Here is a 23211-nt window from a genome sequence, read left to right as displayed (position 1 = left end):
CAATGACTTTGTCCCTCCTGCGACGTATCGCCGAGCTCCGCGAGAGCGCGCCGACGACGCGGCGCGCGATCCTCGACATGATCCTCGAAGACCCCGACCGCGTGCTCGGTGAAAGCTTCGAGTTGCTGGCCGAGCGCTCGCGCAGTTCGGTGCCGACCATCATGCGCACCTGCCGCGATCTCGGCTTTGCCGGGCTGCGCGAATTCAAGCTGGCGTTGGCACAAGAGCTGGCGCTGGGCGGCTCGCCACTGCATCGCCGCGTCAACATCGAAGACGCGGCCGACGACGTCGTTGCCAAGATTTCTCGCAGCGCCGCGGCTTCGGTCTCGGGCGTTCGCAGCCAGCTCGACATGGCCGTGCTCGAAGGCGCTGTGGCCGCTATCGCAGCAGCGCCCCACGTGGATTTGTACGGTGCGGGCGCGACCTCGTGGTTCATGGTCAACGACCTGCAGGCGCGGCTGTTCCGCCTCGGCATCTCGGCCAACGCATGGGCCGACTATCACTTGCAGCAAGTGGCCGGCGCGGCGCAGCGGCCGGGTGGCGTGGTCATCGCGATTTCGCATGTTGGCGGCATGCCGTCGTTGCTGGATGCAGTCGACATCGCACGCGGGCAGGGCGCCAAGGTGGTGGCGTTGACGCGACCCGGCACGGCGCTGGCAGAGCGCGCCGACTTTTTGCTCGGTATGTCGGTGCCCGACGACGCGGTGATGCATGTCGGCATCGATGCGTACCTGGCGCATCTGACAGTCATCGAGATACTCACGGTGCTCGTCGCGCAGCGCCGCGGCGAGCCGGCGGTGCAGCGCCTGCAGCGCGCACGCGAAGCGTTCCAGCGACACGGCATCGACGCGGCCACGCATCCGTTGCAAAGCTGGGACGGCGGAGGGTTGAAGCATGGCTGAATCAGCTGCCACGGGCCTCACCCTTCTTCAGGATGGCTTGGTTATCGACGGCACCGGCGGCCCGGGCTGGCCGGGTGATGTGCTGTTGCAGGGCGACCGCATTGTGGCCATGGGCGAAGGGCTTCGGCATCGCTTGCCGGCTGGCATCGACGTTGCCGAGGTCGATGTGATCGACTGCCGCGGCAAGGTGATCGCGCCGGGCTTTATCGACGTGCACACGCACGATGACGCCACCCTGTTGCGCGACCCGGCGTGCCTGCCCAAAGTGTCGCAAGGCATCACGACGGTGGTCACCGGCAACTGCGGCATTTCGCTCGCGCCGTATCGCGTTGCGCAAGCAAAACCGCCGCTCACGTTGCTGGGCGCCGATTCGTTTCTGCACGCGACCATGGACGATTACCGCGTCGCCGTCGATGCCGCTCAACCCGCTCTCAATGTCGCCGCGCTGGTCGGCCACACCACCTTGCGTTTCGCAGCCATGCAGACACTCGACAAGGCCGCGACGCCCGACGAACTCGCACACATGGGCGCGCTGCTCGATGCCTGTATGCAAGCGGGAGCACATGGCCTCTCGTCCGGTCTGTTCTATGAAGAGGCCTTCGCGGCGCCGGCCGAAGAAGTCACCGCACTGGCCCGCGTCGTCGCACGGCATGGCGGCGTCTACGCCACGCATTTGCGCAGCGAAATGCAAGCGATCGTCGAGGCGATGCACGAAGCCGGCGACACGGCATTCGAGGCCGGCGTACCGCTCGTGATCTCGCATCACAAGTGCGCCGGCCCGGCCAACTGGGGCCGCACGCTGGAGACACTGCCGCTGATCGATGCGCTGGCCGGCCGGCAGGACATCGCCCTCGACGTCTACCCCTACGTGGCCGGCTCGACCGTGCTGCGCGAAGACCTGGTCGATGGCGTCATCGACGTGCTGCTGACGTGGTCGGACACGCACCCTGAAGTGACCGGTCGGCTGCTCGCAGATGTGGCGAAAGAGTGGGGCGTCGATCAGAAAGAAGCGTGCCGCCGCCTGCAGCCCGGCGGCGCGTGCTACTTCCAGATGCAGGAGGCTGATGTCGAGCGCGTGATCGCGCATCCGCGCAGCATGATCGGTAGCGACGGCTTGCCGCACGATCGGCATCCGCACCCGCGTTTGTGGGGCGCGTTCCCGCGCGTTTTTGCACGCTACTGGCGCGAGCGCAAGCTCATCACGCTGGAGCAGGCGGTGCACAAGATGACCGGCATGACGGCGCGCAACATGCGCATCGCCGACCGCGGCCAACTGCGTGTCGGTGCCATGGCCGACGTGGTCGTTTTCGATCCGGCGACCATTGCCGACACCGCGACCTACGACAAGCCGAAGAGCATCAGCGTGGGGATCGAACGGGTGTTCGTGAATGGGGCGCTGGCTTTTCGCAATGACGGCAATCAAGCCAATGACGGAAAGCCCGAAGTGCTCGCGCGTGCCGGGCGCATGCTGACGCGTGCTGCGCGATAGCCGCCTGCAGGGTCAGCCCGCGATCGAGTACCCACCGTCGACCGGAATCGCCGTGCCTGTCACGAAGTCCGACGCCGCGCTCGCGAGGAACACCGCAGTCCCCGCGAGGTCTTCCGGCTGCCCCCACCGCGCCGCCGGCGCACGTGCGACCACACGCTCGCTCAAGCCTGCGACCTGCTCACGCGCGCCATCGGTCAACGCAGTCTGAATCCAGCCCGGCAGGATGGCGTTCACCTGAATGCCATCTGCAGCCCATGACATGGCGGTCGCCTTGGTCAGCTGCACGATGCCTCCTTTGCTCGCCCCGTACGCCGGTGCATACGGCGCGCCGAAGATCGACATCATCGAACCGATGTTGATGATCTTGCCGCCGCCCGCTGCCTTCATGAGCGGGTGCGCCGCACGGCTGCACAAGAAAGCGCTGGTGAGGTTGGTGTCCATCACTTGGTTCCACTCGGCGAGCGTGAGTTGGTCGACCGACTTGCGCACTGTCATGCCGGCGTTGTTGACGAGTATGTCGAGCCTGCCGCAGCGCTGGGCAAGCTGAGCGAAAAGCGACGTCACCGAAGCTTCATCGGTGACGTCGGCGGCTAGCGCAAAGCTGTCGCTGCCCAGCGCGATCAACGCCTCGACAGCGGCGGCTGATTTCTCGGCATTGCGCGCCGCGATCACGACGCGTGCACCGGCTTGCGCCAGGCCCTTGGCCATACCGAGCCCGATGCCGCCATTGCCGCCCGTGACGAGCGCGACCTTGCCTTTTAAATCGAACATCCGCATGTCTCCATTGCTTCTTGAAAGCTAGAGGATACGGTTGAACCAGAAGATCGAAAGGCCCGCAGAAACCACGGCCAGGAGCGCGGCGGCCAGCGCGAAGAGGGCCGAGATCTCGGTTTCCTTTTTCTCCACGGTGAGCCGCGAGCTGAGCGTGTCGTAGACCTTCTTCAGGTCGCCCGCCGTGCCGGCATAGAAGTAGTCGGCATTTGTCTTTTGCGCGATCGCCTTCAGCGTGTCTTCGTCGAGTCGCACGCGCATCGACCAGCCTTCGAAGCCGATCGTTTCCCCATCGACCGTTCCGACGCCGACCGTGTAGACGCGCACCCCGCGGTCGGCTGCAATCTTGGCGGCATCGAGCGGGTCGACACCGGTGGTGCGCTGGCCGTCGGTCAGCATGATGATGGCAGCGGAGGTGTACGAGCCGGGCGCGACCGGCACGAACTCCTTGGGCGCTGCCTTGCCGGCCTGTTCGATCGGCACGCCGCGCTGGCGGCTCGGCGCATTGACCTTGTCGATGTCGATGCCGGCATCGGGGAACAGCGTGGCGAGCGACATCATGATGCCGTTGCCGGTGGCGGTGCCGCGCTGCAGTTGGAATGCATCGATGGCGGTGTAGAGATCTTCGCGGTTGGTGGTCGGCAGCTGCGCCACTTGCGCGCTGCCGGCAAAGGCGACGATGCCGACCTTGACGCTGCGCGGCAGGTCTTTTAAAAAGCCCTTGGCAGCTTCCTGCGCGGCCACGATGCGGCTGGGCAGCACGTCGGCGGCGCGCATGCTGCCCGATACGTCCATCGCCAGGATGATGGTCTGGTTGCTCGACGGCAGCAGAACCACGGCGGTGGGCCGCGATGCGGCAATCAACATGGCCGCGATGGCAAGCAGAAAGATAAGCGGCGGCACGTGGCGCCGAAAGCTCTGGCCGGCGCCCATCGCCTCGCGCACGATCGACAGGCTCGCATAGCGCATTGCCAGCTTTTTCTTGCGGCGCATCAGCCACAAGTACAAGACGATCAGCAACGGCAGCGCCAGCAGCAACCACAGGAATTGAGGCCACAGAAAGTTCATTGGGGTCATGCGAAGGCCTTGATGCTGCCCGCACCCGAGCGCACCTTGCGCTTGCGCAGGTCGGCGAAGCGCACGATGGCTTCGACCAGGTCGTCATCGGTCGAGAGTTCGAGCGCGTCGACGCCGGCCTTGGCCAAAGATGCGCGCAAAGTCGCTTCGCGTTCGGCCGCGATGCGCGCAAAGCGTTTGCGGAAACCCTTGTCGTGTGTGTCGACCCACAGCTGTTCGCCGGTTTCGGCATCGCGCAACGGCACCAGTCCGAGGTCGGGCAACTCGAGCTCGAGCGGGTCGTAGAGACGCACGGCGATCACTTCATGGCGCTGTGCGAGCTGGCCTAGCGGTTTCTCCCACCCGGGCTCGCTCAGGAAATCCGATACCACGAAAACGGTCGAGCGGCGCGGCATCAGGTTGGCGGCCGACTTCAGCATGTCCGACAGCCGGGTCATGCCTTTTTGCAGCAGCAAGGCCTCGGCGCGGCGCTCCATCGCATGCAGCAGATGCAGCACGTGGCGGCGGCCACTGCGTGGCGGAATCACCGCTTCGAGGTCGTTGCCGTAGATCAGCGCGCCGACGCGGTTGCCGTGCCGCGTGAGCAGCCGCGCGAGCACGCCGACGAAGCCGGTCGAGATCTCGCGCTTGGCCTTCAGGCCCGAACCGAAGTCGACTGACCGGCTCAGGTCGAGCACGAACCAAGCCGACATTTCGCGGTCTTCGGTGAAGACGCGGACGTGCGGCGATTGCAGCCGCGCGGTCACGTTCCAGTCGATGTGCCGCACATCGTCGTGCAGCTGGTATTCGCGCAAGTCGGCCAAGTCGAGCCCGGTGCCGCGCATCAGCGTGCGGTAGTCGCCTTGCAGCAGGCCATCGAGCCGGCGAATGACCGTCCACTCAAGCCGTCGCAACGCGCGATCCACGCCCATCGCGGGCGCCGCATCGTTGGCGGCAAGCCCCGGCGGCCGCTCCTGGATGGGCGACTTTGCAGGCGAGCGGGGCGTTCTACGCCACCAGCTTTTCATGCTCTAGCGGTTTTGCAGGTGCGGGCACGGCTCTCATGATCTTGTCGATGAGGCTGTCGGGCGTGAGCCCTTCCGACAGGCCTTCGTAGGACAGCGTGACCCGATGCCGCAGCACGTCCGGCACCAGCGCGGTCATGTCTTCGGGCAGCGCATAGGTGCGGCCACGCAGCAGCGCCAGCGCGCGCGCGCCTTCGGTCAGGTTGATGCTGGCGCGCGGGCTGGCACCGAATGTGATGAAGCGGCGCATGTCTTTCAGGCCGTGCTTCTCGGGTGTGCGCGTGGCCGATACCAGCTTGACTGCGTACTGGATCAGCGAAGGGTCGACATACACGCGCCGTGCTTCGGCTTGCAATTGCGCCAATTGATCGGTCGTGGCAACCGCGCTCACTTCGACTGGCGGGCCGATCACGCGCTGCACGATGACGAACTCTTCTTCATCGGTCGGGTAGTCGACGAGTACCTTCATCATGAATCGGTCGACCTGCGCTTCCGGCAGCGGATAGGTGCCTTCGGTTTCGATCGGGTTCTGCGTGGCCATGACCAGGAACGGGCGCGGCACCTTGTGCGTCTCGCCGGCGATGGTCACCTGCCGTTCCTGCATCACCTCGAGCAGCGCGCTCTGCACCTTGGCGGGGGCGCGGTTGATTTCATCGGCCAGCAACAGGTTGGCGAAGACCGGGCCGAGCGAGGTGCTGAAGTCGCCGGTCTTCTGGTTGTAGATGCGCGTGCCGACCAGGTCGGCCGGCACCAGGTCGGGCGTGAACTGGATGCGCTTGAACTGGCCCTGCACGGTTTCGGCCAGCGTCTTGATGGTGAGCGTCTTGGCCAGGCCCGGCACGCCTTCGACCAGCAGGTGCCCGCCCGCCAATATCGCGACCATCACGCGCTCGAGAAAACGGTCCTGCCCGACCACCACCCGTTTCACCTGATAAAGGATTTGCTCCATCAGTTCGGCCGTGGCGGGCGAAGGAGAGAACGACGGGTTTTCAGTGCTCATGGGATTTCGGTGCTCTCTGAGTTTTCCGCTGGATTGAAGGTCAGAACGGCGGCATGCCGGCCGCGGCTGCCGCGTTTTCTATGGGGATCGCAAAGGCGATGCCGATGAAGGTGCGCGCCTGTGTCGGGTTCAGGATGGCCGTCACGATGCCCAGCACTTCGCCCTGCATATTGATGAGCGGACCGCCGGAGTTGCCGGGGTTGGCCGCCGCGTCGAACTGGATCAGGTTGCCGAGTTCCTGCTTGCCTTCAGGCGAGCGGAAAGATCGCTTGAGCCCCGACACCACGCCAGCCGACACCGAAGGACCGATCCCGAACGGAAAGCCGACGGCAGCAACCTCGTCGCCTGGCTGCAGGTCGGCGGTGGAACGCATCGTCGCGGCATACAGGTCGTCCGGAATCTTTTGCGCCTGCAACACCGCCAGGTCGTTTTCTGGTTGCACGCCGGTGACGGTGGCGATCGACTCGAGGCCGTCAAAAAAGGTGACCTTGATGCGGTCGGCGCCCGCCACGACGTGCAGGTTGGTCAGGATGACGCCCTTGTCCACGATGACCACGCCGGTGCCGACACCGCGTTCGTTGTCGCCTTCCGCATCGGCTTCGGGCGCTTTGCCTTTCGCCATGTTGCGGCCGCGCTTTTCAGTGGTGGCCTCGGGCGTTTTCCTTTCGGGGCCGTAGCTCACGACTCGCACCACGGAGGGTCGGATGATGTCGGCTGCCTTGGCGGCAGGGGACGGCAGCACGGCGGTTTGCAACGAGCGCAGCACTGCTGCGTCGATGTCTTTTTGGGTGAGGGTGCGGTTGCCCTGGTGCGGCCAGTAGTAGCCGCCGCCGGCGGCCATTGCGACGCACAGCGCAAGCAGGACAACGAAACTTTTACGGCCCGGACCGGTGCGCGCTGACTTGGCAGCTGCAGACGGAAGCGTGTCAGCGACACCAGCCCCCGCGCTCGCAGTTTCAGCGTTTTCCGGGGCCGAGCCGGCCGCGGATTGCGACGGATTTCGGGGCGATCGGCTGTACAAACCTGGCCTGCGCATCGAGGCACCTCCGGTTAAAAGAAGACGCTGAAGCGATGACGGTAGCACGCTTTGTGCCGCCTTGCAGCGGTTCGGGCATCATCCGCCGATGGCTCTTTTCGTCGATACCCATTGCCATCTGGACGCAGCTCAATTCGGGCCCGATGAGCCGGCAGTGCGCGCTCGCGCAGCCGCCAAAAACGTACGGCTGTGTGTCATTCCGGCGGTGGCGGCGTTCAACTTCGCGACCGTGCGCGACCTGGCCCACGCGCAGGGTGACGCCTATGCGTTGGGCATCCATCCCCTCTGCACCGGCGACGCGAAGGACAGTGATCTCGACTTGCTGGACGCCGAGCTTGCGGCCCGCATCAACGACCCTCGCCTGGTCGCTGTCGGCGAGATCGGGCTCGATTACTTCGTCGAGGGTCTGGACGACGAACGACAGCAGCATTTCTTTCATGCCCAGCTGGTGCTGGCCCGAAAGTACGATTTGCCGGTGGTTATCCATGTGCGACGTTCGGTCGACAAGGTGCTCAAGCATCTGCGCCAAGTCGGTGCCGGGCGACCGTGGCAGGGCATCGCGCACGCTTTCAATGGCAGCGAGCAGCAGGCGAACGCCTGTATCTCGCTCGGGCTCAAGCTGGGCTTTGGCGGCGCTGTGACCTTCGAGCGGGCCCTCCAGTTGCGGCGCCTTGCCGCCAGCCTGCCGCTCGACGCGCTGGTCATGGAAACAGATTCGCCGGACATTCAGCCGCACTGGCTCTATCGAACCGCAGAGCAGCGTCAGGACGGCTCGCCGCAGGCTCGCAATGAGCCCGGTGAACTGCCGCGCATCGCCAAAGTGGTGGCGGGCCTGCGCGGCATCAGCATTGATGCGTTGGCCGAGGCGACGACCCGAAACGCCATCGCCGCATTGCCGAAGCTGGGCCCTTTGATCAATTCGCCGATCGACTTGTCGGTTCGGAACCACGAGGCCGCGTAGGCAAACGCCCCGACTTCCAAGCTTGTCTTCAACGTGAAGTTCTTTGGTGTCATCCTTGAAGCACCGTGGTTCGTTAGATCCACACAGTGACAAGTTCGTCACTCCAACTTTCAAGGAGATTCTTCATGAACGCATCTTTCATTCGCACCGTCCCGGCCGTGCTCGCCCTGGCCTTTGCATCGATCGGTCTGTCTGCCAATGCTCAGACGACTGCACCGGCAACCGCGCCGGCCGTTGCTCCCGCACCGACCGTGACAGAGCGCGCCAAGGAAACCACCAAGGACGCTGTCGACGCGACCAAGAGCGGAACCAAGAAGGCCTACAACGCCACCAAGACTGGCACCAAGAAGGCCTATCGCGCAACGAAGAAGGTCGCCAAGAAGGGCGCCAATGTCGTCGAGAACGCTGGTCACAGCACTGCGAATGGCATGCGCGCGGCAGGTGCCAAGATCGGTGAAAAGATCCCGGGCACCGCAGAAAACGCAGCTGCCAAGAAGCAGTGAGCCTGAAGCCGAAGCTTGCTGACCTTTGCAGATCAGTCTGTTCTTCGGAACCAATCAAAAACCCGCCGCGGCGGGTTTTTTGTCGTCTGGATGGCATCATCCGCAACCGCATGTCCACTAAAACGATGTCTCTTCCTGAAGTCAATTTCTCGGACTGGGGCGACGTACGCTACCTGCATCTGGGGACCGAATGGGTCCAGGGTTCGATGAAGATCGATGCGCCGTTCGAGATCGAACTCGAATACGTCCAGCGAATGATGGCTTGGCTCCTGTTCGTCGAGCCCTCGACCGTGGCGCGCCGCCATGCGATGCAGCTCGGGCTCGGCGCCGCGACGCTGACCAAGTTCAGCCGCAAGACATTGCGCATGCGAACCACCGCGGTCGAACTGAATCCACAAGTCGTGGCCGCCTGCCGTGGCTGGTTCAAGCTGCCGGCCGACGACGTCAAGCTGGAAATCGTCATCGCCGATGCCGCAGTAGAAATCAAGAAGCCGAAATGGCATGGCACCGTCGATGCGTTGCAGGTCGATTTGTACGACCACGAGGCCGCAGCGCCGGTGCTCGACAGCGAAGACTTCTATGCCGACTGCCGCGCTCTGCTGACCGAGGACGGCTGCATGACGGTCAACCTGTTCGGTCGCTCGTCGAGCTATGAGAAAAGTCTGGAAAAGATCAGTGCGGCGTTCGGTGTCGGCGCGGTGTGGGCCTTCAAGCCGACCCGCGAAGGCAACACCGTGGTGCTGGCCCAGCGCACGGCCAGTGAACCCAAGCGCGCCGCGCTTGCCGACCGGGCGCAAACCATACAAACTCGTTGGGGTCTGCCTGCGCCCAAGTGGCTGCGGGTCTTCAAACCCCAGACCTGATTCATGAGTGCCGCTCCCCGCTCCGTTCAACCCGCAGCCTCGCTGACCCGATACGAAGGGCCGCTCGATCTGCGGCATCTCATCGAATGGCTTGCACGCGACGGCGTTATCTCGCCTGAAGAAGCCAAGCGCACCATCGCCCGCTGCGCTCAGGCGGAAAGCCGGCAGGCGCCGTTGGTGCGGCTCGCCAACGTCGCAATGACGCGCGAAAAAGACGGCAAGCCGCTCGATCTGGAAATGCTGACGCAGTGGCTGGCCGGTCGCGCAGGCCTGGCCTACCTCCGCATCGATCCGTTGAAGGTCGACGTGGGCAAGGTCGCAGACACCATGAGCGCGGCCTATGCCGAACGCCACAAGGTGCTGCCCATTCAGGTGACGCCGAGCGAAGTCGTCATTGCCACAGCCGAGCCTTTTCTAACCGACTGGGTTTCCGAAGTCGAGCGGCAGGCGCGCCGATCGGTGCGCCGCGTAGTGGCCAACCCGACCGACATCCAGCGTTACACGGCCGAATTTTTCGCCCTCGCCAAGTCGGTCAAGGCTGCGCAAAAAGTCGGCGGCAACACGGGCGGCGCGAGCTTCGAGCAGCTGGTCGAGCTCGGCAAGAGCAACAAGCAGCTCGACGCCAACGACCAAAGCGTGGTGCAGGTGGTCGACTGGCTCTGGCAATACGCCTTCGACCAGCGTGCCAGCGACATCCATCTGGAGCCACGGCGGGAACAGGGCGTGATCCGCTTTCGCATCGACGGCGTGCTCCACCCGGCCTACCAGATGCCGATGGGTGTCATGAACGCGATGGTCGCGCGCATCAAGCTGCTCGGCCGCATGGATGTGGTCGAAAAGCGGCGCCCGCTCGACGGCCGCATCAAGACCCGGAACATGCGCGGCGACGAAGTCGAAATGCGTCTGTCGACTTTGCCGACCGCCTTCGGCGAGAAGATGGTGATGCGGATCTTCGACCCCGACACCGCGGTGAAAGATCTGGATGCGCTCGGCTTCGCGCAGCACGACGCCAAGCGCTGGGAGCAGCTCGTGACACGGCCGCACGGCATCATCCTGGTGACCGGCCCGACCGGTTCCGGCAAGACGACCACGCTCTATTCCACCTTGAAGCGCGTCGCGACCGAGCAGGTCAACGTGAGCACCATCGAAGACCCGATCGAAATGATCGAGCCTTCGTTCAACCAGACGCAGGTGCAGCCGCAACTCGACTTCGGATTTACCGAAGGCCTTCGCGCCCTGATGCGGCAGGACCCGGACATCATCATGGTCGGCGAAATTCGCGACCTGGCCACGGCCGAAATGGCGGTGCAGTCGGCGCTCACCGGCCACCTGGTTTTCAGCACGCTGCACACCAACGACGCACCGAGCGCCATCACGCGGCTGATGGAGCTGGGTGTGCCGTCGTACCTCATCAACGCAGTGATGCTGGGTGTGCTGGCGCAGCGGCTGGTGCGTACGCTGTGCACGCACTGCAAGCTGCCCGACGAGTCGATCACGCGCGAGAAACTTGCCGAGTTCGTCAAGCCCTGGCAGATTACCGGTTCGGTCAGCGCGTACAAGCCAGTCGGCTGCGTCGACTGCCGCATGACCGGCTACATGGGGCGCATGGGCCTCTATGAATTGCTCAGCATCAGCGAGGCGTTCAAGGCGCAGGTCAACAAGGAGCCGAACCTCAGCGCCTTGAAGCGACAAGCCGTCACCGACGGCATGCGACCTCTTCGGCTTGCCGGCGCTCTGCGCGTGGCTGAAGGCCTCACCACCATCGAAGAAGTGCTGAGCGCTACCCCGCCGCTCGACTGAGCTTCGGGGTTATCCCTAGGCTTGCATTAGGTGGAATCCACATCGTCCTGACCTCTGCCTGACCACACAATCGCGTGGTTCGAAATATGTCGAGGAGACGGGTTCATGAAAATTAAAAGTCAGAAAGACTTTTTCTCGGGACTGATGTTCGCCATCACCGGGATCGCGTTCGCCTGGGGCGCGACGACCTACAACGTGGGCAGTGGTGCCCGGATGGGGCCGGGTTACTTTCCGCTGATGCTGGGCGTCGTGATGGCCGTCATTGGCCTGGTCATCGTCTTCACCGCGCTCACTGTCGAAACCGCCGATGGCGAAAAGATCGGCAGGTGGGCGTGGAAGCAGGTGGTCTTCATCTTGTTGGCCAACTTTGCTTTTGGCGTGTTGCTCGGCGGCTTGCCCAGCATCGGCTTGCCGGCCATGGGCCTCATCGTCGCCATCTACGCGCTCACGCTCATCTCGAGCCTGGCGGGCAACGAGTTCAACCTGGCCAAGGTGATCGTTCTCGCGACGGTGCTGGCTGCGGGCAGCTATGTCGCGTTCATCCTGGCACTCAAGCTGCAAATTCAGGTGTGGCCCACCTTCATCACGGGTTAAGGGAGCACACACATGGACCTGATTCATAACCTCTCGATCGGCTTCGGCGTCGCGTTCACCTTCACGAACCTGCTGTACTGCCTGATCGGCTGCGTTCTGGGCACGCTCATCGGCGTGCTGCCCGGCATTGGCCCGGTCGCGACCATCGCGATGCTGCTGCCTGCGACTTATGCGCTGCCCCCGGTGTCGGCACTCATCATGCTGGCAGGCATCTACTACGGCGCGCAATACGGCGGCTCGACGACTGCCATTCTGGTGAACCTGCCCGGAGAATCGTCCTCGGTGGTGACTGTCATCGACGGCTATCAAATGGCGCGACGAGGGCGAGCCGGACCTGCGCTCGCAGCAGCTGGCCTGGGCTCGTTCTTCGCGGGCTGCGTCGGTACCTTGATCCTTGCCGCCTTCGCACCGCCGCTGACCGAACTGGCCTTCAAGTTCGGCCCGGCCGAATACTTCTCGCTGATGATCCTGGGCCTGATCGGTGCCGTGGTGCTGGCCTCGGGTTCGCTGTTGAAGGCGATCGCGATGATCGTGCTGGGCCTCTTGATGGGCCTGGTCGGCACCGACGTCAACTCGGGCGTCGCGCGCTACAGCTTCGACATTCCTGAACTCACCGACGGCATCGGCTTCGTCGCCATCGCCATGGGCGTGTTCGGCTACGGCGAAATCATCGCCAACCTGTCGCAGCCCGATGAAGACCGCGAAGTGTTCACCGCGAAGGTCACCGGCCTGTTCCCGACCAAGGAAGACTTCCGCAACATGGTCCCGGCAATCCTGCGCGGCACAGCGCTCGGTTCTGCCCTCGGCATCCTGCCCGGAGGCGGTGCTTTGCTGGCCTCTTTCGCGGCCTACACCATCGAAAAGAAGACCAAGCTGCGTCCGGGCGAAGTGCCTTTCGGCAAGGGCAACATCCGTGGCGTGGCCGCACCCGAATCGGCCAACAACGCCGGTGCGCAAACGTCCTTCATTCCGCTCTTGACGCTCGGCATTCCGCCCAACGCGGTGATGGCGTTGATGGTCGGCGCCATGACCATCCACAACATCCAGCCGGGTCCGCAGGTCATGACCAGCAACCCTGAACTGTTCTGGGGCCTGATCGCATCGATGTGGATCGGCAACGCGATGCTGGTGATCCTGAACCTGCCGCTCATCGGCATGTGGATCAAGCTGCTGTCGGTGCCGTACAAGTATCTGTTTCCGTCCATCGTGCTGTTCTGCGCGATCGGCGTTTACTCGACCAACAACAACACCTTCGACATCTGGCTGGTGGGTATCTTCGGCTTCATCGGCTACCTGTTCTACAAGCTGGGGTGCGAGCCTGCGCCGCTGCTGCTCGGCTTCATCCTGGGGCCGATGATGGAAGAGAACCTGCGGCGCGCGCTCTTGTTGTCGCGTGGCGACTGGAGTGTTTTCGTGTCGCGACCGATCTCGGCGGGCCTGTTGGCGGCTGCGTTACTGCTGCTGGTCATCGTGCTGTTGCCGGCAGTCAAGAACAAGCGCGAAGAGGCGTTCGTCGAAGAGTAGGCACTGCGCATCGGAACAAGCGAGCGGCACCTTCGGGTGCCGTTTTGCTTTAATCGATGTAATGCAGCGCAATCACTTTCTTCGCGCGTCGGTCGCCATGGCCGGGGCGTTTGCCTTCGGCGGGGCGTGGGCGCAGACCTATCCCACCAAACCGATTCGTCTCGTAGTGCCGTTTTCCGCAGGCGGCGCCACCGATCTTTTTGCGCGCACGCTGTCGCAGAAGATGGGCGAAAAGCTCGGCACCACATTGGTGGTCGACAACCGGCCCGGCGCAGGTGGCGCGATAGGCACCGACATTGTTTCCAAGGCGACGCCCGACGGCTACACGCTGCTGCTCGCCACCACCAGCACGCACTCGATCGGCCCGGCCATGACCGTCAAACTGCCGTATGACACGGTGCGCGACTTCACGCCGATCGCGCATGTCGGCGATGCGCCGAGCGTGATGCTGGTGCCCAACGACGCGCCCGCCAAGACGGTGCGCGAGTGGATCGACTACGCCAGGAAGAACCCCGGCAAGCTCAACTACGCATCGAGCGGCAACGGCACCATCGTGCAGTTGACGGCGGAACTGTTCAAGTCGCAGGCCGGCATCTTCGTGACGCACATTCCGTACAAGGGCACGGCGCTGGCCATCCCCGACCTGATCAGCGGCAAGATCGACGTGCTCTTCGATTCATTGCCGACCGGCATGCCGCACGTGCGCGACGGCCGGTTGCGCGCGCTGGGCGTGACGACGCTCAAGCGCAGTCCGTTGGCACCGGACTTGCAACCCATCGCCGAAGTGCTGCCGGGCTTCGAATCGAATACATGGTTCGGCCTGTACGGACCCAAGGCGCTACCGCCGAATCTGGTCACGCGCATCAACACCGCCGCCAACGAGGCGCTGGCCGATCCGGAGGTGCGCGCCAAGCTGTCGCGCCTCGGCATCGAGCCGACCACCAGCACACCGCAGGAGCTGGCCAGCATGGTCGCCGCCGACGCGGCCAAGTGGAAAAAGATCATCACCGACCGCAACATCAAAGGCGACTGAAGCTCCATGAAATTCGACTACGGCAATCCCTATACGTCCACGCGCATTCCTGTCTTCGCGCGCAACGTGGTGTCGACCTCGCATCCGCTCGCAGCGCAAGCGGGCCTGCGCATCCTGCAGCAGGGCGGCAACGCGGTCGATGCGGCGGTGGCGACAGCCGCGGTGATGACCTTGGTCGAGCCGGTGAGCAACGGCCTGGGCAGCGATTCGTTCTGCATCCTGTGGGACGGCAAGAAGTTGCACGGCCTCAACGCGTCGGGCTGCGCACCGCAGGCCTGGACGCCCGACTACTTCAAGCGCAAGTACGGCGCCGACGCGCGCACGCCGCCGCAGCGCGGCATGGATTCGGTGACGGTACCGGGCGCGGTCGCGAGTTGGGCCGCGTTGAGCGAGCGCTTCGGCAAGCTGCCGTTCGCCGACCTGATGGCGCCCGCCATCGAGACGGCCGAGCGCGGCTATCTGGTGCCGCCGGTGGTCCAGCAAAAGTGGGAGGCCGCGACGTCGCTCTTGCAATCGCAGCCGGGCTTTGCACAAGGCTTCTTGCCATGGGGCCGAGCGCCCGAAGTCGGAGAACTCTTCAGGTTTGCCGCGGCCGCACGCGCGTTCAAGTCGATCGCGGCCAGCAAGGGCGAATCGTTCTATCGCGGCGAGATTGCCGCGGCGATCGAGAAGTTTTCGACCGCCAACGGCGGCAGCCTGAAAGCCAGCGACCTCGCCAATTGGAAGCCCGAATGGGTCGAACCGATCTCGCGCGACTACCGCGGCTACACGTTGCACGAGATCCCGCCCAACGGCCAAGGCATCGCAGCGTTGATCGCGCTGGGCATCCTCGAGAAGTTCGACATCGCCTCGATGCCGGTCGACTCGGTGGCGTCGCAACATCTGCAGATCGAGGCGATGAAGCTGGCCTTTGCCGACGTGTATCACCACGTTGCCGAGTCATCGTCGATGGCGGTGACCCACCTGCAAATGCTCGATGACGACTACCTCGCCTCGCGTGCCAAACTGATCGACGTGAAAAAAGCGCAGAACTTCGGCGTCGGCAATCCGGTCAAGGGCGGCACCATCTACCTGACCGCTGCGGATGAGAGCGGGATGATGGTGAGCTTCATCCAGAGCAACTACATGGGCTTCGGATCGGGCTGCGTCGAGCCGGAGTTCGGCATCAGCTTGCAGAACCGCGGACACGGCTTCAATCTCGACACGGCCAGTGCCAATGTGGTGGCACCGGGCAAGCGGCCGTTTCACACCATCATTCCGGCTTTTCTTACCAAGGGCGGGCAGCCGGTCATGAGCTTCGGGGTGATGGGCGGCAACATGCAGCCGCAAGGGCATATGCAGACTCTCGTGCGCATGCTCGACTACAAGCAGAACCCGCAGGCCGCCTGCGATGCGCCACGCTGGCGTTTCAACGCGGGACTCGAGATCAACGTCGAGTCGGCGATGAACCCGAAGACGATCGAAGGGCTCGGCGCGCTCGGCCATCGCATGGAAGTCATCAACGACTCGTACCAGGACTTCGGTGCCGGGCAGTTCATCTGGCGCGTCGGTGAAGAAAAGGGCAATCCGGCCGTCGAGGGTTACGTGGCGGCCAGCGATGCGCGGCGCGACGGCGTGGCCGCAGGATTTTGATCGCCAGTGGCAGCTACATCGACTGCAGCCGAAGCACAGGCAAAAGCACAGGCACATAGCAAGTCCATCGCCGGCGGGCTCGTGTTGGCCACGGTCGGTGCGATCGCTTTCAGCGGCAAGGCGATCATCGTCAAGCTCGCGTATCGGCATGGTGTCGACGCGGTCACGCTCATCATGCTGCGCATGCTGTTCGCGCTGCCGCTGTTCGTGATCATGGCGTGGTGGTCGGGTCGCGGCAAGCCGGCGCTCACCACGCGCGACTGGATCGGCGTGTTCGGTCTTGGCTTTTCGGGGTACTACCTCGCAAGCTTTCTCGACTTCGCCGGGCTGGCCTACATCTCGGCCGGCTTCGAGCGCTTGATCCTGTACCTCAACCCGACCTTGGTGCTTTTGTTCGGCTGGCTCTTGTATCGGCGCCGCGCCTCGCGTGCGCAGATCATCGGCATGTTGATCAGCTACACCGGCGTGCTGCTGGTGTTCGGCCACGAGTTGCTGAGCAGCGGCGCAAGCCTTGGCGGTACCAGCGGCACCGATGCGGCGTGGGGCGCCTTGCTGTGCTTTTTGAGCGCGGTGAGCTATGCGGGCTACCTCATCTACAGCGGTGAATTCGTCAAACGCCTTGGCTCGCTGCGGCTGGTCGGTTTGGCGACCAGCGTGGCGTGCGTGCTGTGCATCGCGCAGTTCGTGCTGCTGCGGCCGATCAGCGCTGCGTTCGAAGTGGCTTCGCAAGTCATATGGCTGTCAGTGCTCAACGCTACGCTGTGCACCGCGGTGCCGGTGTTGATGGTGATGATGGCGATCGAGCGCATCGGCGCGGCGGTCGCCGCGCAGACCGGCATGGTCGGTCCGGTATCGACCATCCTGATGGGCTCGTTGATTTTGGGAGAGCCGTTCACCGCATGGATCGCTGCAGGAACGGCGCTGGTCATCGCGGGCATCTTTGTTTTCACACGGTCGGGCCGTTAGCGCCCAAGGAGCAACCCCATGGATTTCGGAATCGCAGGCAAGACGGCGCTGGTGTGTGGCGCGAGCAAGGGGCTCGGCTTCGGCAGCGCATTGGCGTTGGTGCAGGAGGGCGTGAACGTGGTGATCGTGGCGCGCGGCGCCGAGGCGCTCGAAGCGGCTGCGGTCAAGCTGCGGGCGGCACGCGCCGGCGGGTCAGCGGCAGCCACGCCGTGGGTCAAGACCGTGGCGGCCGACATCACGACCGAGGCCGGTCGTGCGGCTGCTTTTGCGGTGCACTCCAACTTCGACATCGTCGTCACGAACGCGGGTGGTCCGCCTCCCGGCGACTTTCGCGACTGGGATCGCGAAGCGTGGATCAAGGCAGTCGACGCCAACATGCTGACGCCGATCGAACTCATCAAGGCCACGGTCGACGGCATGGCGGCACGTGGCTTCGGGCGCATCGTCAACATCACGTCGAGCTCGGTCAAGGCGCCGATCGACATCCTTGGCTTGTCGAACGGCGCGCGCAGTGGGCTCACCGGCTTTGTAGCGGGCGTGGCGCGCACGAGCCTCGCGGCCAAGGGCGTGACCATCAACAACCTGCTGCCGGGCGCCTTCGATACCGATCGGCTCAAGGGCACCATGGCCGGTACCGCCAAGAAAACCGGGCAAGACATCGACGCGATTCGCGCGGCCCGGCAAAAGGCCATTCCGGCGGGGCGCTTCGGCAACCCTGAGGAGTTCGGAGCCATCTGCGCTTTCTTGTGCAGCATGCAGGCCGGCTACGTGAATGGACAGAACGTGCTGGCCGATGGCGGCGCCTACCCAGGCACTTACTGACGAGCGTCCCTGCCGCGATCGTGGCACCATGCGCCACTGAATTTTGGAGACATCGATGAAGAGCAAAGCCATCCGAATCGACCGCCAGGGCGGTCCCGAAGAACTGAAGATCGTGGAGGTCGACGTCGGTGAGCCCGGCCCCGGTGAAATACGCATCCGCCACAAGGCAGTCGGGTTGAACTTCATCGACACGTACCAGCGCAGCGGGCTCTATCCGTTTGCGATGCCGCTGCAACTCGGCATGGAAGCCTCGGGCATCGTCGAGGCGGTGGGCGAGGGCGTGACGCACCTGAAGGCTGGCGACCGTGCGGCCTACGCGAGCCAACCACCAGGAAGCTACTGCGAAGCGCGGGTCATGCCTGCCAAGTGCGTGTGCAAGCTGCCCGATGCCATCTCTTTCGAGACGGGTGCCGCCATGATGTTGAAGGGGCTGACAGCGCAGTACCTGCTCAAGAAGACGCTGCCGGCCGAGGGCTTGCAAGCCGGTGACTTCATCCTGTTTCATGCGGCCGCTGGCGGCGTCGGACTCATCGCTTGCCAGTGGGCCAAGGCGCTCGGACTCCAGTTGATCGGCACGGCCGGCAGCGACGCCAAGTGCAAGATGGCGCTCGATCATGGCGCTGCATTCGCGATCAACTACAGCACCGAAAATTTTTCGGAACGTGTGAAAGAGATCACGGGTGGCAAGGGCGTCAAGGTCGTCTACGACTCGGTCGGCAAAGACACTTTCGAAGGCTCGCTGGCCTGCCTGCGGCCCTTCGGCTTGCTCGCCATCTTCGGCAACGGCTCTGGCGCGGTGCCGCCGTTCAACCTGGGCAAGCTGGCTTCCGGCGGATCGCTGTACGTGACGCGCCCGACCTTGTTCACGCACATCGCCACGCGAGAGGCGACACAAGCGGCGGCCGATGATCTGTTCAAGGTCGTCGAAAGCGGCGCAGTCAAGATCTCGATCGACCAGCGCTACCCGCTCACCGAAGTGGCGCAGGCGCATCGCGACCTCGAAGCGCGCAAGACCACGGGTTGCACGGTGCTGACGCTCTGAACCAAGCTTGGCCATGAACACCGTCAGAACCTACATCGTCGAAGACAACGCAACCATCCGTGAAAACCTCATCGGCACGTTGCGCGAAGTGGCGCGTGTCGAAACCGTCGGTGAGGCCGAGACCGAAGACGAGGGGACGGCCTGGCTCACGCACAACCGCGGCAAGTGGGACTTGGCCATCATCGATCTGTTCCTGAAAGAAGGCAGCGGCATGAACGTGATCGAAGCCTGCCGCGACCGGTCATCCACGCAAAGGCTCGTGGTGTTGAGCAACCATACGACGCGCCATGTGCGCCAGCGCTGCGCCGAGCTCGGTGCCGACGCGGTGTTCGACAAGGCCACCGAAATCGATGACCTGATCGACTTCTGCCTGCGCCGGCGGCAAGAGCAAACTAACCACCACTGACGCACGACGCCCACGCGACGCGCATCAGCTTGCACGGGCTTGGCCGCTAAGGGCATCTGTCGCTTCAACAGTCTCGCGTACCAGCTTCCATACCCGTTCTGCCACGGGCGACAGCGCCCGGTTGCGCCGCCGTATCAGCATGATGGTGCGCTGCACCCGCGGTGTCAGCGGGCGCACCACCAGGTCGCCCAAGCCCCCGGGCGGCAACGACAACGCCGGCATCACGCTGATGCCGATGCCCGCTTCGACCATGCGAAACACGGTGGTCGGATGGCCGAGTTGCTGCGTCACCCGGCACGATGCACCGTGCTTTTGTAAAGCGTCGTCGATCAGCCGTCGACTCCCGGAAGCGTGGTCGAGCAGCACCAGTTCTGCGCCATCGAGTGCCGACCATCGAACGCTCTTTTTCTGCGCAAAGGGATGCCCGGGCAGCGTCACGATGACGAATGGATCGCTCAGCATGTTCTGGCAATGCAGGTCGTCGGTGGCCGATGGTTCGATCACGACGCCGAAGTCGACTTCGCCGCTGCGCACGCTGTCCAGCACGTCTTGCTGGATGCGGTCGAGCAGCATGAAGTGGATGCCGGGTGCGGCCGTGGCGCATGCTGCGATGCACGCCGGCATGAGGTTGGCCGAAAGCGTCGGGCTGCTGGCCACACGCACCTTGCCGCCGCTCGCATTCGCGAGCCCGGCCACGTCCTGCAGTGTCTGGTCGAGCTCGTCGAGCACGCGATCGAGCCGCGCCGCCAGCGACTGGCCCGCCTCGGTCAGCGTCACCTCGCGCGTGGTGCGATCGAGCAGTTTCAGGCCCAGCTGGGACTCGAGTTCGAGGATGGCACGGCTCACTGCAGGCTGGGTCAGGCCGACCTGATCCCCGGCGCGGCTGAAGTTGCGACCGTCGGCGACCGACCGAAAAACCCGGAGTTGGCGCAGCGTGACGTTCATGCAAAGGAATCATATATCCATCAGATAAATCGATTTCTCTTTTGAATGCGGCCGCGTTCCAATACGCGTCATGGCCCGTTCACGCTTTCTCCCCGACAACTTCACGCTCGCGCTGGTTTCGACCGTCGTGATCGCCAGCCTGCTTCCGGCGAGCGGCGGCACCGCTGTGTTTTTCGGACGGCTGACCACCTTCGCCATCGGCCTGCTGTTCTTTTTGCACGGGGCCAAACTCTCGCGCGAGGCGATTCTGGCGGGCATCACCCACTGGCGCTTGCACCTCTTGGTGTTCGCCTGCACTTTCCTGCTGTTCCCGGTGCTTGGCCTCGCGCTGAAACCGGTGCTGCTGCCGCTCGTCACGCCCGATCTGTACACGGGCATCCTGTTTCTTTGCGTGCTGCCGGCCACGGTGCAGTCGGCCATCGCCTTCACATCGATGGCGCGGGGCAACGTGCCGGCTGCGGTGTGCAGCGCCTCGGCATCGACACTGCTCGGTGTCTTCGTCACGCCGTTGCTCGTCAACCTCGTCGTGGTGCAGCACGCCAGTGCGGGTGCATCGCTCGACTCCATCGGCCGCATCTTGCTGCAGCTCATGGCGCCGTTCGTCGCGGGCCATTTGTTGCGCCCGCTGATCGGCGGCTGGATCAAGCGCCGTGCGGCCATCCTCACTTATGTGGACCGTGGCTCGATCCTGCTGGTGGTCTACACCGCCTTCAGTGCCGCCGTGATCGAAGGCCTGTGGAAGCAGGTGCCGATCGGCGCACTCGCCGGGCTGCTCCTGATCTGCGGCGTGCTGCTGGCACTGGCGCTGGTCAGCACCACTTGGCTCGCGCGCAGGCTCGGGTTCGACAAGGCCGACGAGATCACCATCGTCTTCTGCGGCTCCAAGAAAAGCCTGGCGAGTGGCATTCCGATGGCGCAGGTGCTGTTCGCGGCGCACACGGTCGGCGCGATCGTGCTGCCGTTGATGCTGTTCCACCAGATGCAGTTGATGGTGTGTGCGTATCTGGCACAGCGCTATGCGCGGCGGCCGCTGATCGAAGCGCCGCCCAAGGCGGCGGAACAAGCCAAGACCGCAAGGTCGGTCGGCCCCTAGGTTTTCAGGCTTCGAGTTCGCCGAGCCGCGACTCGCGCAGCCGGCTCGGCGAAAGCACGCCGGCCGAGTCCAGGATCGGATAAGCGATCGAACAGATGTGCGAGTTGATGCGCTTCAGGTCGCTGATCAGGTCGATGTGCAGCGAGCTGGTTTCGATGCTCAGCGCCGTCTGGTTCGACAGCCGGCCGAGGTGCGTGGTCGCATAGGCTCGCTCCAGGTCGCGAAAGCGTGCTTTCTCTTGCAGCAGCTTTTGCGCATCGCGCACGTTGCCGTTCAGGAACACGCTCATGCTCAGGCGCAGGTTGGCGATCAGCCGCTCGTGCAGTTCGACGATCTCCTTCATGCCGGCGTCCGAAAAATTGCGCTGCGGCTTGATCTTCTTGTCTTCGATGTCGATGATCACGCGCTCGATGATGTCGCCGATCTGTTCCATGTTGATCGTGAAGCTGATGATGTCGGTCCAGCGTTTGCTCTCTTCTTCGCCGAGCGCCTCGCGCGAAATCTTCGTCATGTAGTACTTGATGGCCGAGTAGAGCTCGTCCACCGTGTCGTCGAGTTTGCGGAGCTCTTGCGCGAGCCGCAGGTCGTTGTTGCGCAGCACGTTGAGCATGCCGATCAGCATGGTCTCCACGATGTCGGCCTGGTGCAAGGCCTCGCGCGCCGCGTTAGAGATGGCGAGCGAGGGCGTCGAGAGGGCCGATGGATCGAGATGGTGCGGCCGCTGCGTCGCGGTGTTTGCGACCGGCACCGGCATCGCGCGGGACACCAGGCGGGCAACCATGTCTGTAAAGCCGATGAAGCCGAGGCTCACGAAGACGTTGAAGGCCAGGTGATACAGCACCACAAGAGAGGTGGCGTCTGAAACGAAGTGGCGCGCTTCGCGCAAATAGAGGCCAACGAAGGGTGCTGCGATAGCGACACCGGCAATCTTGAAGATCAGGTTGCCGACGGTCACCTGGCGCACCGGTACCGGCGACTTGGCGGTTGTGAGGACCGCCAGCAAGCCGCTGCCCAGGTTGGCGCCGAGCACGAGGCCCAACGCCACGTCGAGCGGGACCACGTTCGAGCTCGCCATGGCCGCGACCAGCAGCACCACGGCCAAGCTGGAATAGGCGACCACCGCGAAGACCGCACCGATGGTGATCTCGAGCAGCACATCGCTGTTGAGCGATGCGAGCAGTGCGCGCACGGCCGGTGAAGAGAACAGTGGCCCGGTGGTGGCGACCACCAGTTGCAGCGCGAGCAGCATGAGCCCGAGGCCGATCAGCACGCGACCGACCCGGCCTGCGGCGCTGGCAGAGCGCGTGATGAAGAGCACCACGCCGACAAAGATGAAGAGCGGCGACAGCCACGACAGATCGGTGGAAAAAAGCACCGACATCAGCGCCGTGCCGACGTCGGCACCGCGCATGACAGCCAGCGCTGCCGGCAGCGTGACCAGCCCCGCGCCGACGAAGGATGAAGTCATCAGCGAGGTCGCGGTGCTCGACTGCACCAGCGCCGTGACGCCGATGCCCGACAGCGCGGCCGTGAAGCGGTTGCGCATGCTGCGCACGAGGATCTTGCGGAGGTTGGCGCCGAAGACGCGCAACACGCCGGTGCGAACGAGATGGGTTCCCCAGACCAGCAACGCGATGGCTGCCAGCAGGTTCAATAAATGCTTCATCGGGAAAGGCTAACACCCCAGTTGCTGCCAATTGCGTGTCGCCTTCGCCTGTCCGCTGCGAAGGGGTGCGTGCCTGTAGTCC

General features: G+C 64.1%; 22 protein-coding genes. 15 read left to right on the top strand and 7 right to left on the bottom strand.

The window, feature by feature from the left end; all coding sequences use genetic code 11:
- Window positions 1-2 precede the first annotated feature (2 nt).
- Both H7F36_RS00595 and H7F36_RS00590 read left to right on the top strand, forming a co-directional pair.
- Entirely contained in the window at window positions 3-902 is a 900-nt protein-coding gene (locus H7F36_RS00595) for a MurR/RpiR family transcriptional regulator (RefSeq protein WP_187052862.1), read from the top strand.
- Window positions 895-2391 carry an N-acyl-D-amino-acid deacylase family protein gene (locus H7F36_RS00590; protein ID WP_187052861.1) on the top strand — a complete coding sequence of 499 codons (1497 nt, stop codon included), beginning with the start codon at window positions 895-897 and terminating at the stop codon, window positions 2389-2391. Before H7F36_RS00595 ends, H7F36_RS00590 begins: the two co-directional genes overlap by 8 nt.
- Before the next feature lie 12 nt (window positions 2392-2403).
- On the opposite strand, the gene H7F36_RS00585 is transcribed toward H7F36_RS00590, so the two are convergent.
- From H7F36_RS00585 to H7F36_RS00565, 5 genes are read right to left on the bottom strand one after another with little or no spacing between them, the layout of a single operon-like run.
- On the bottom strand, window positions 2404-3162 hold the full coding sequence (locus tag H7F36_RS00585; RefSeq protein ID WP_187052860.1) for an SDR family NAD(P)-dependent oxidoreductase: 759 nt from the start codon (window positions 3160-3162) through the stop codon (window positions 2404-2406).
- A gap of 27 nt (window positions 3163-3189) precedes the next feature.
- On the bottom strand, window positions 3190-4230 hold the full coding sequence (locus H7F36_RS00580) for a VWA domain-containing protein (RefSeq protein ID WP_187052859.1): 1041 nt from the start codon (window positions 4228-4230) through the stop codon (window positions 3190-3192).
- A 5-nt stretch (window positions 4231-4235) separates the two neighbouring features.
- On the bottom strand, window positions 4236-5246 hold the full coding sequence (locus H7F36_RS00575; RefSeq protein ID WP_410003056.1) for a DUF58 domain-containing protein: 1011 nt from the start codon (window positions 5244-5246) through the stop codon (window positions 4236-4238).
- Window positions 5227-6243, bottom strand: a complete 1017-nt coding sequence (locus tag H7F36_RS00570) for an AAA family ATPase (RefSeq protein ID WP_187052858.1) — start codon at window positions 6241-6243, stop codon at window positions 5227-5229. The genes H7F36_RS00575 and H7F36_RS00570 overlap by 20 nt, the downstream gene beginning before the upstream one ends.
- Before the next feature lie 40 nt (window positions 6244-6283).
- Window positions 6284-7279 carry a S1C family serine protease gene (locus H7F36_RS00565; protein WP_187052857.1) on the bottom strand — a complete coding sequence of 332 codons (996 nt, stop codon included), beginning with the start codon at window positions 7277-7279 and terminating at the stop codon, window positions 6284-6286.
- Window positions 7280-7367: 88 nt separating this feature from the next.
- Here H7F36_RS00565 and H7F36_RS00560 point away from each other — a divergent pair, with 88 nt between their 5' ends.
- From H7F36_RS00560 to H7F36_RS00505, 12 genes are all read left to right on the top strand, one after another.
- On the top strand, window positions 7368-8240 hold the full coding sequence (locus H7F36_RS00560) for a TatD family hydrolase (protein ID WP_187052856.1): 873 nt from the start codon (window positions 7368-7370) through the stop codon (window positions 8238-8240).
- 125 nt (window positions 8241-8365) lie between these two features.
- The gene (locus tag H7F36_RS00555; RefSeq protein ID WP_187052855.1) at window positions 8366-8743 is read left to right on the top strand and encodes a hypothetical protein; all 378 of its coding nucleotides are present in this window, start codon (window positions 8366-8368) and stop codon (window positions 8741-8743) included.
- 110 nt (window positions 8744-8853) lie between these two features.
- On the top strand, window positions 8854-9606 hold the full coding sequence (locus H7F36_RS00550; protein WP_187052854.1) for a spermidine synthase: 753 nt from the start codon (window positions 8854-8856) through the stop codon (window positions 9604-9606).
- A 3-nt stretch (window positions 9607-9609) separates the two neighbouring features.
- Window positions 9610-11406: a GspE/PulE family protein gene (locus H7F36_RS00545; RefSeq protein WP_187052853.1), complete on the top strand. Its 1797-nt coding sequence runs from the start codon at window positions 9610-9612 to the stop codon at window positions 11404-11406.
- Between the two features lie 105 nt (window positions 11407-11511).
- Window positions 11512-12000, top strand: coding sequence for a tripartite tricarboxylate transporter TctB family protein (locus tag H7F36_RS00540; protein WP_187052852.1), 489 nt, complete (start codon window positions 11512-11514; stop codon window positions 11998-12000).
- Between the two features lie 12 nt (window positions 12001-12012).
- A complete protein-coding gene (locus H7F36_RS00535; RefSeq protein ID WP_187052851.1) occupies window positions 12013-13524 on the top strand; it encodes a tripartite tricarboxylate transporter permease in 1512 nt (503 codons plus the stop codon).
- 61 nt (window positions 13525-13585) lie between these two features.
- A complete protein-coding gene (locus tag H7F36_RS00530; protein ID WP_187052850.1) occupies window positions 13586-14557 on the top strand; it encodes a Bug family tripartite tricarboxylate transporter substrate binding protein in 972 nt (323 codons plus the stop codon).
- A 6-nt stretch (window positions 14558-14563) separates the two neighbouring features.
- A complete protein-coding gene (locus H7F36_RS00525) occupies window positions 14564-16189 on the top strand; it encodes a gamma-glutamyltransferase family protein (RefSeq protein WP_222620415.1) in 1626 nt (541 codons plus the stop codon).
- A gap of 6 nt (window positions 16190-16195) precedes the next feature.
- Complete coding sequence (locus H7F36_RS00520; protein ID WP_187052849.1) at window positions 16196-17155, top strand: DMT family transporter; 960 nt, start codon at window positions 16196-16198, stop codon at window positions 17153-17155.
- Window positions 17156-17173: 18 nt separating this feature from the next.
- Window positions 17174-17977, top strand: coding sequence for an SDR family oxidoreductase (locus H7F36_RS00515; RefSeq protein ID WP_187052848.1), 804 nt, complete (start codon window positions 17174-17176; stop codon window positions 17975-17977).
- 55 nt (window positions 17978-18032) lie between these two features.
- Window positions 18033-19019 (top strand): quinone oxidoreductase family protein, encoded by a 987-nt coding sequence (locus H7F36_RS00510; protein WP_187052847.1) that lies wholly within the window; start codon window positions 18033-18035, stop codon window positions 19017-19019.
- 13 nt (window positions 19020-19032) lie between these two features.
- On the top strand, window positions 19033-19425 hold the full coding sequence (locus tag H7F36_RS00505) for a response regulator (RefSeq protein ID WP_187052846.1): 393 nt from the start codon (window positions 19033-19035) through the stop codon (window positions 19423-19425).
- Between the two features lie 24 nt (window positions 19426-19449).
- On the opposite strand, the gene H7F36_RS00500 is transcribed toward H7F36_RS00505, so the two are convergent.
- Window positions 19450-20370, bottom strand: coding sequence for a LysR family transcriptional regulator (locus tag H7F36_RS00500; RefSeq protein WP_187052845.1), 921 nt, complete (start codon window positions 20368-20370; stop codon window positions 19450-19452).
- 70 nt (window positions 20371-20440) lie between these two features.
- Between H7F36_RS00500 and H7F36_RS00495 the strand changes: the two genes are divergently transcribed.
- Window positions 20441-21463 (top strand): bile acid:sodium symporter family protein, encoded by a 1023-nt coding sequence (locus H7F36_RS00495; RefSeq protein WP_187052844.1) that lies wholly within the window; start codon window positions 20441-20443, stop codon window positions 21461-21463.
- Window positions 21464-21467: 4 nt separating this feature from the next.
- Here the strand turns inward: H7F36_RS00495 and H7F36_RS00490 are convergent, their stop codons facing one another.
- Window positions 21468-23129 (bottom strand): Na/Pi cotransporter family protein, encoded by a 1662-nt coding sequence (locus tag H7F36_RS00490; RefSeq protein ID WP_187052843.1) that lies wholly within the window; start codon window positions 23127-23129, stop codon window positions 21468-21470.
- Between the last annotated feature and the right edge of the window lie 82 nt (window positions 23130-23211).

Source organism: Variovorax sp. PAMC28562 (genome assembly GCF_014303735.1).
Classification (GTDB): Bacteria; Pseudomonadota; Gammaproteobacteria; order Burkholderiales; family Burkholderiaceae_C; genus Variovorax.
The sequence above is the reverse complement of the archived record's forward strand: the minus strand, read 5'-3'. Positions and strand labels throughout refer to the sequence as shown.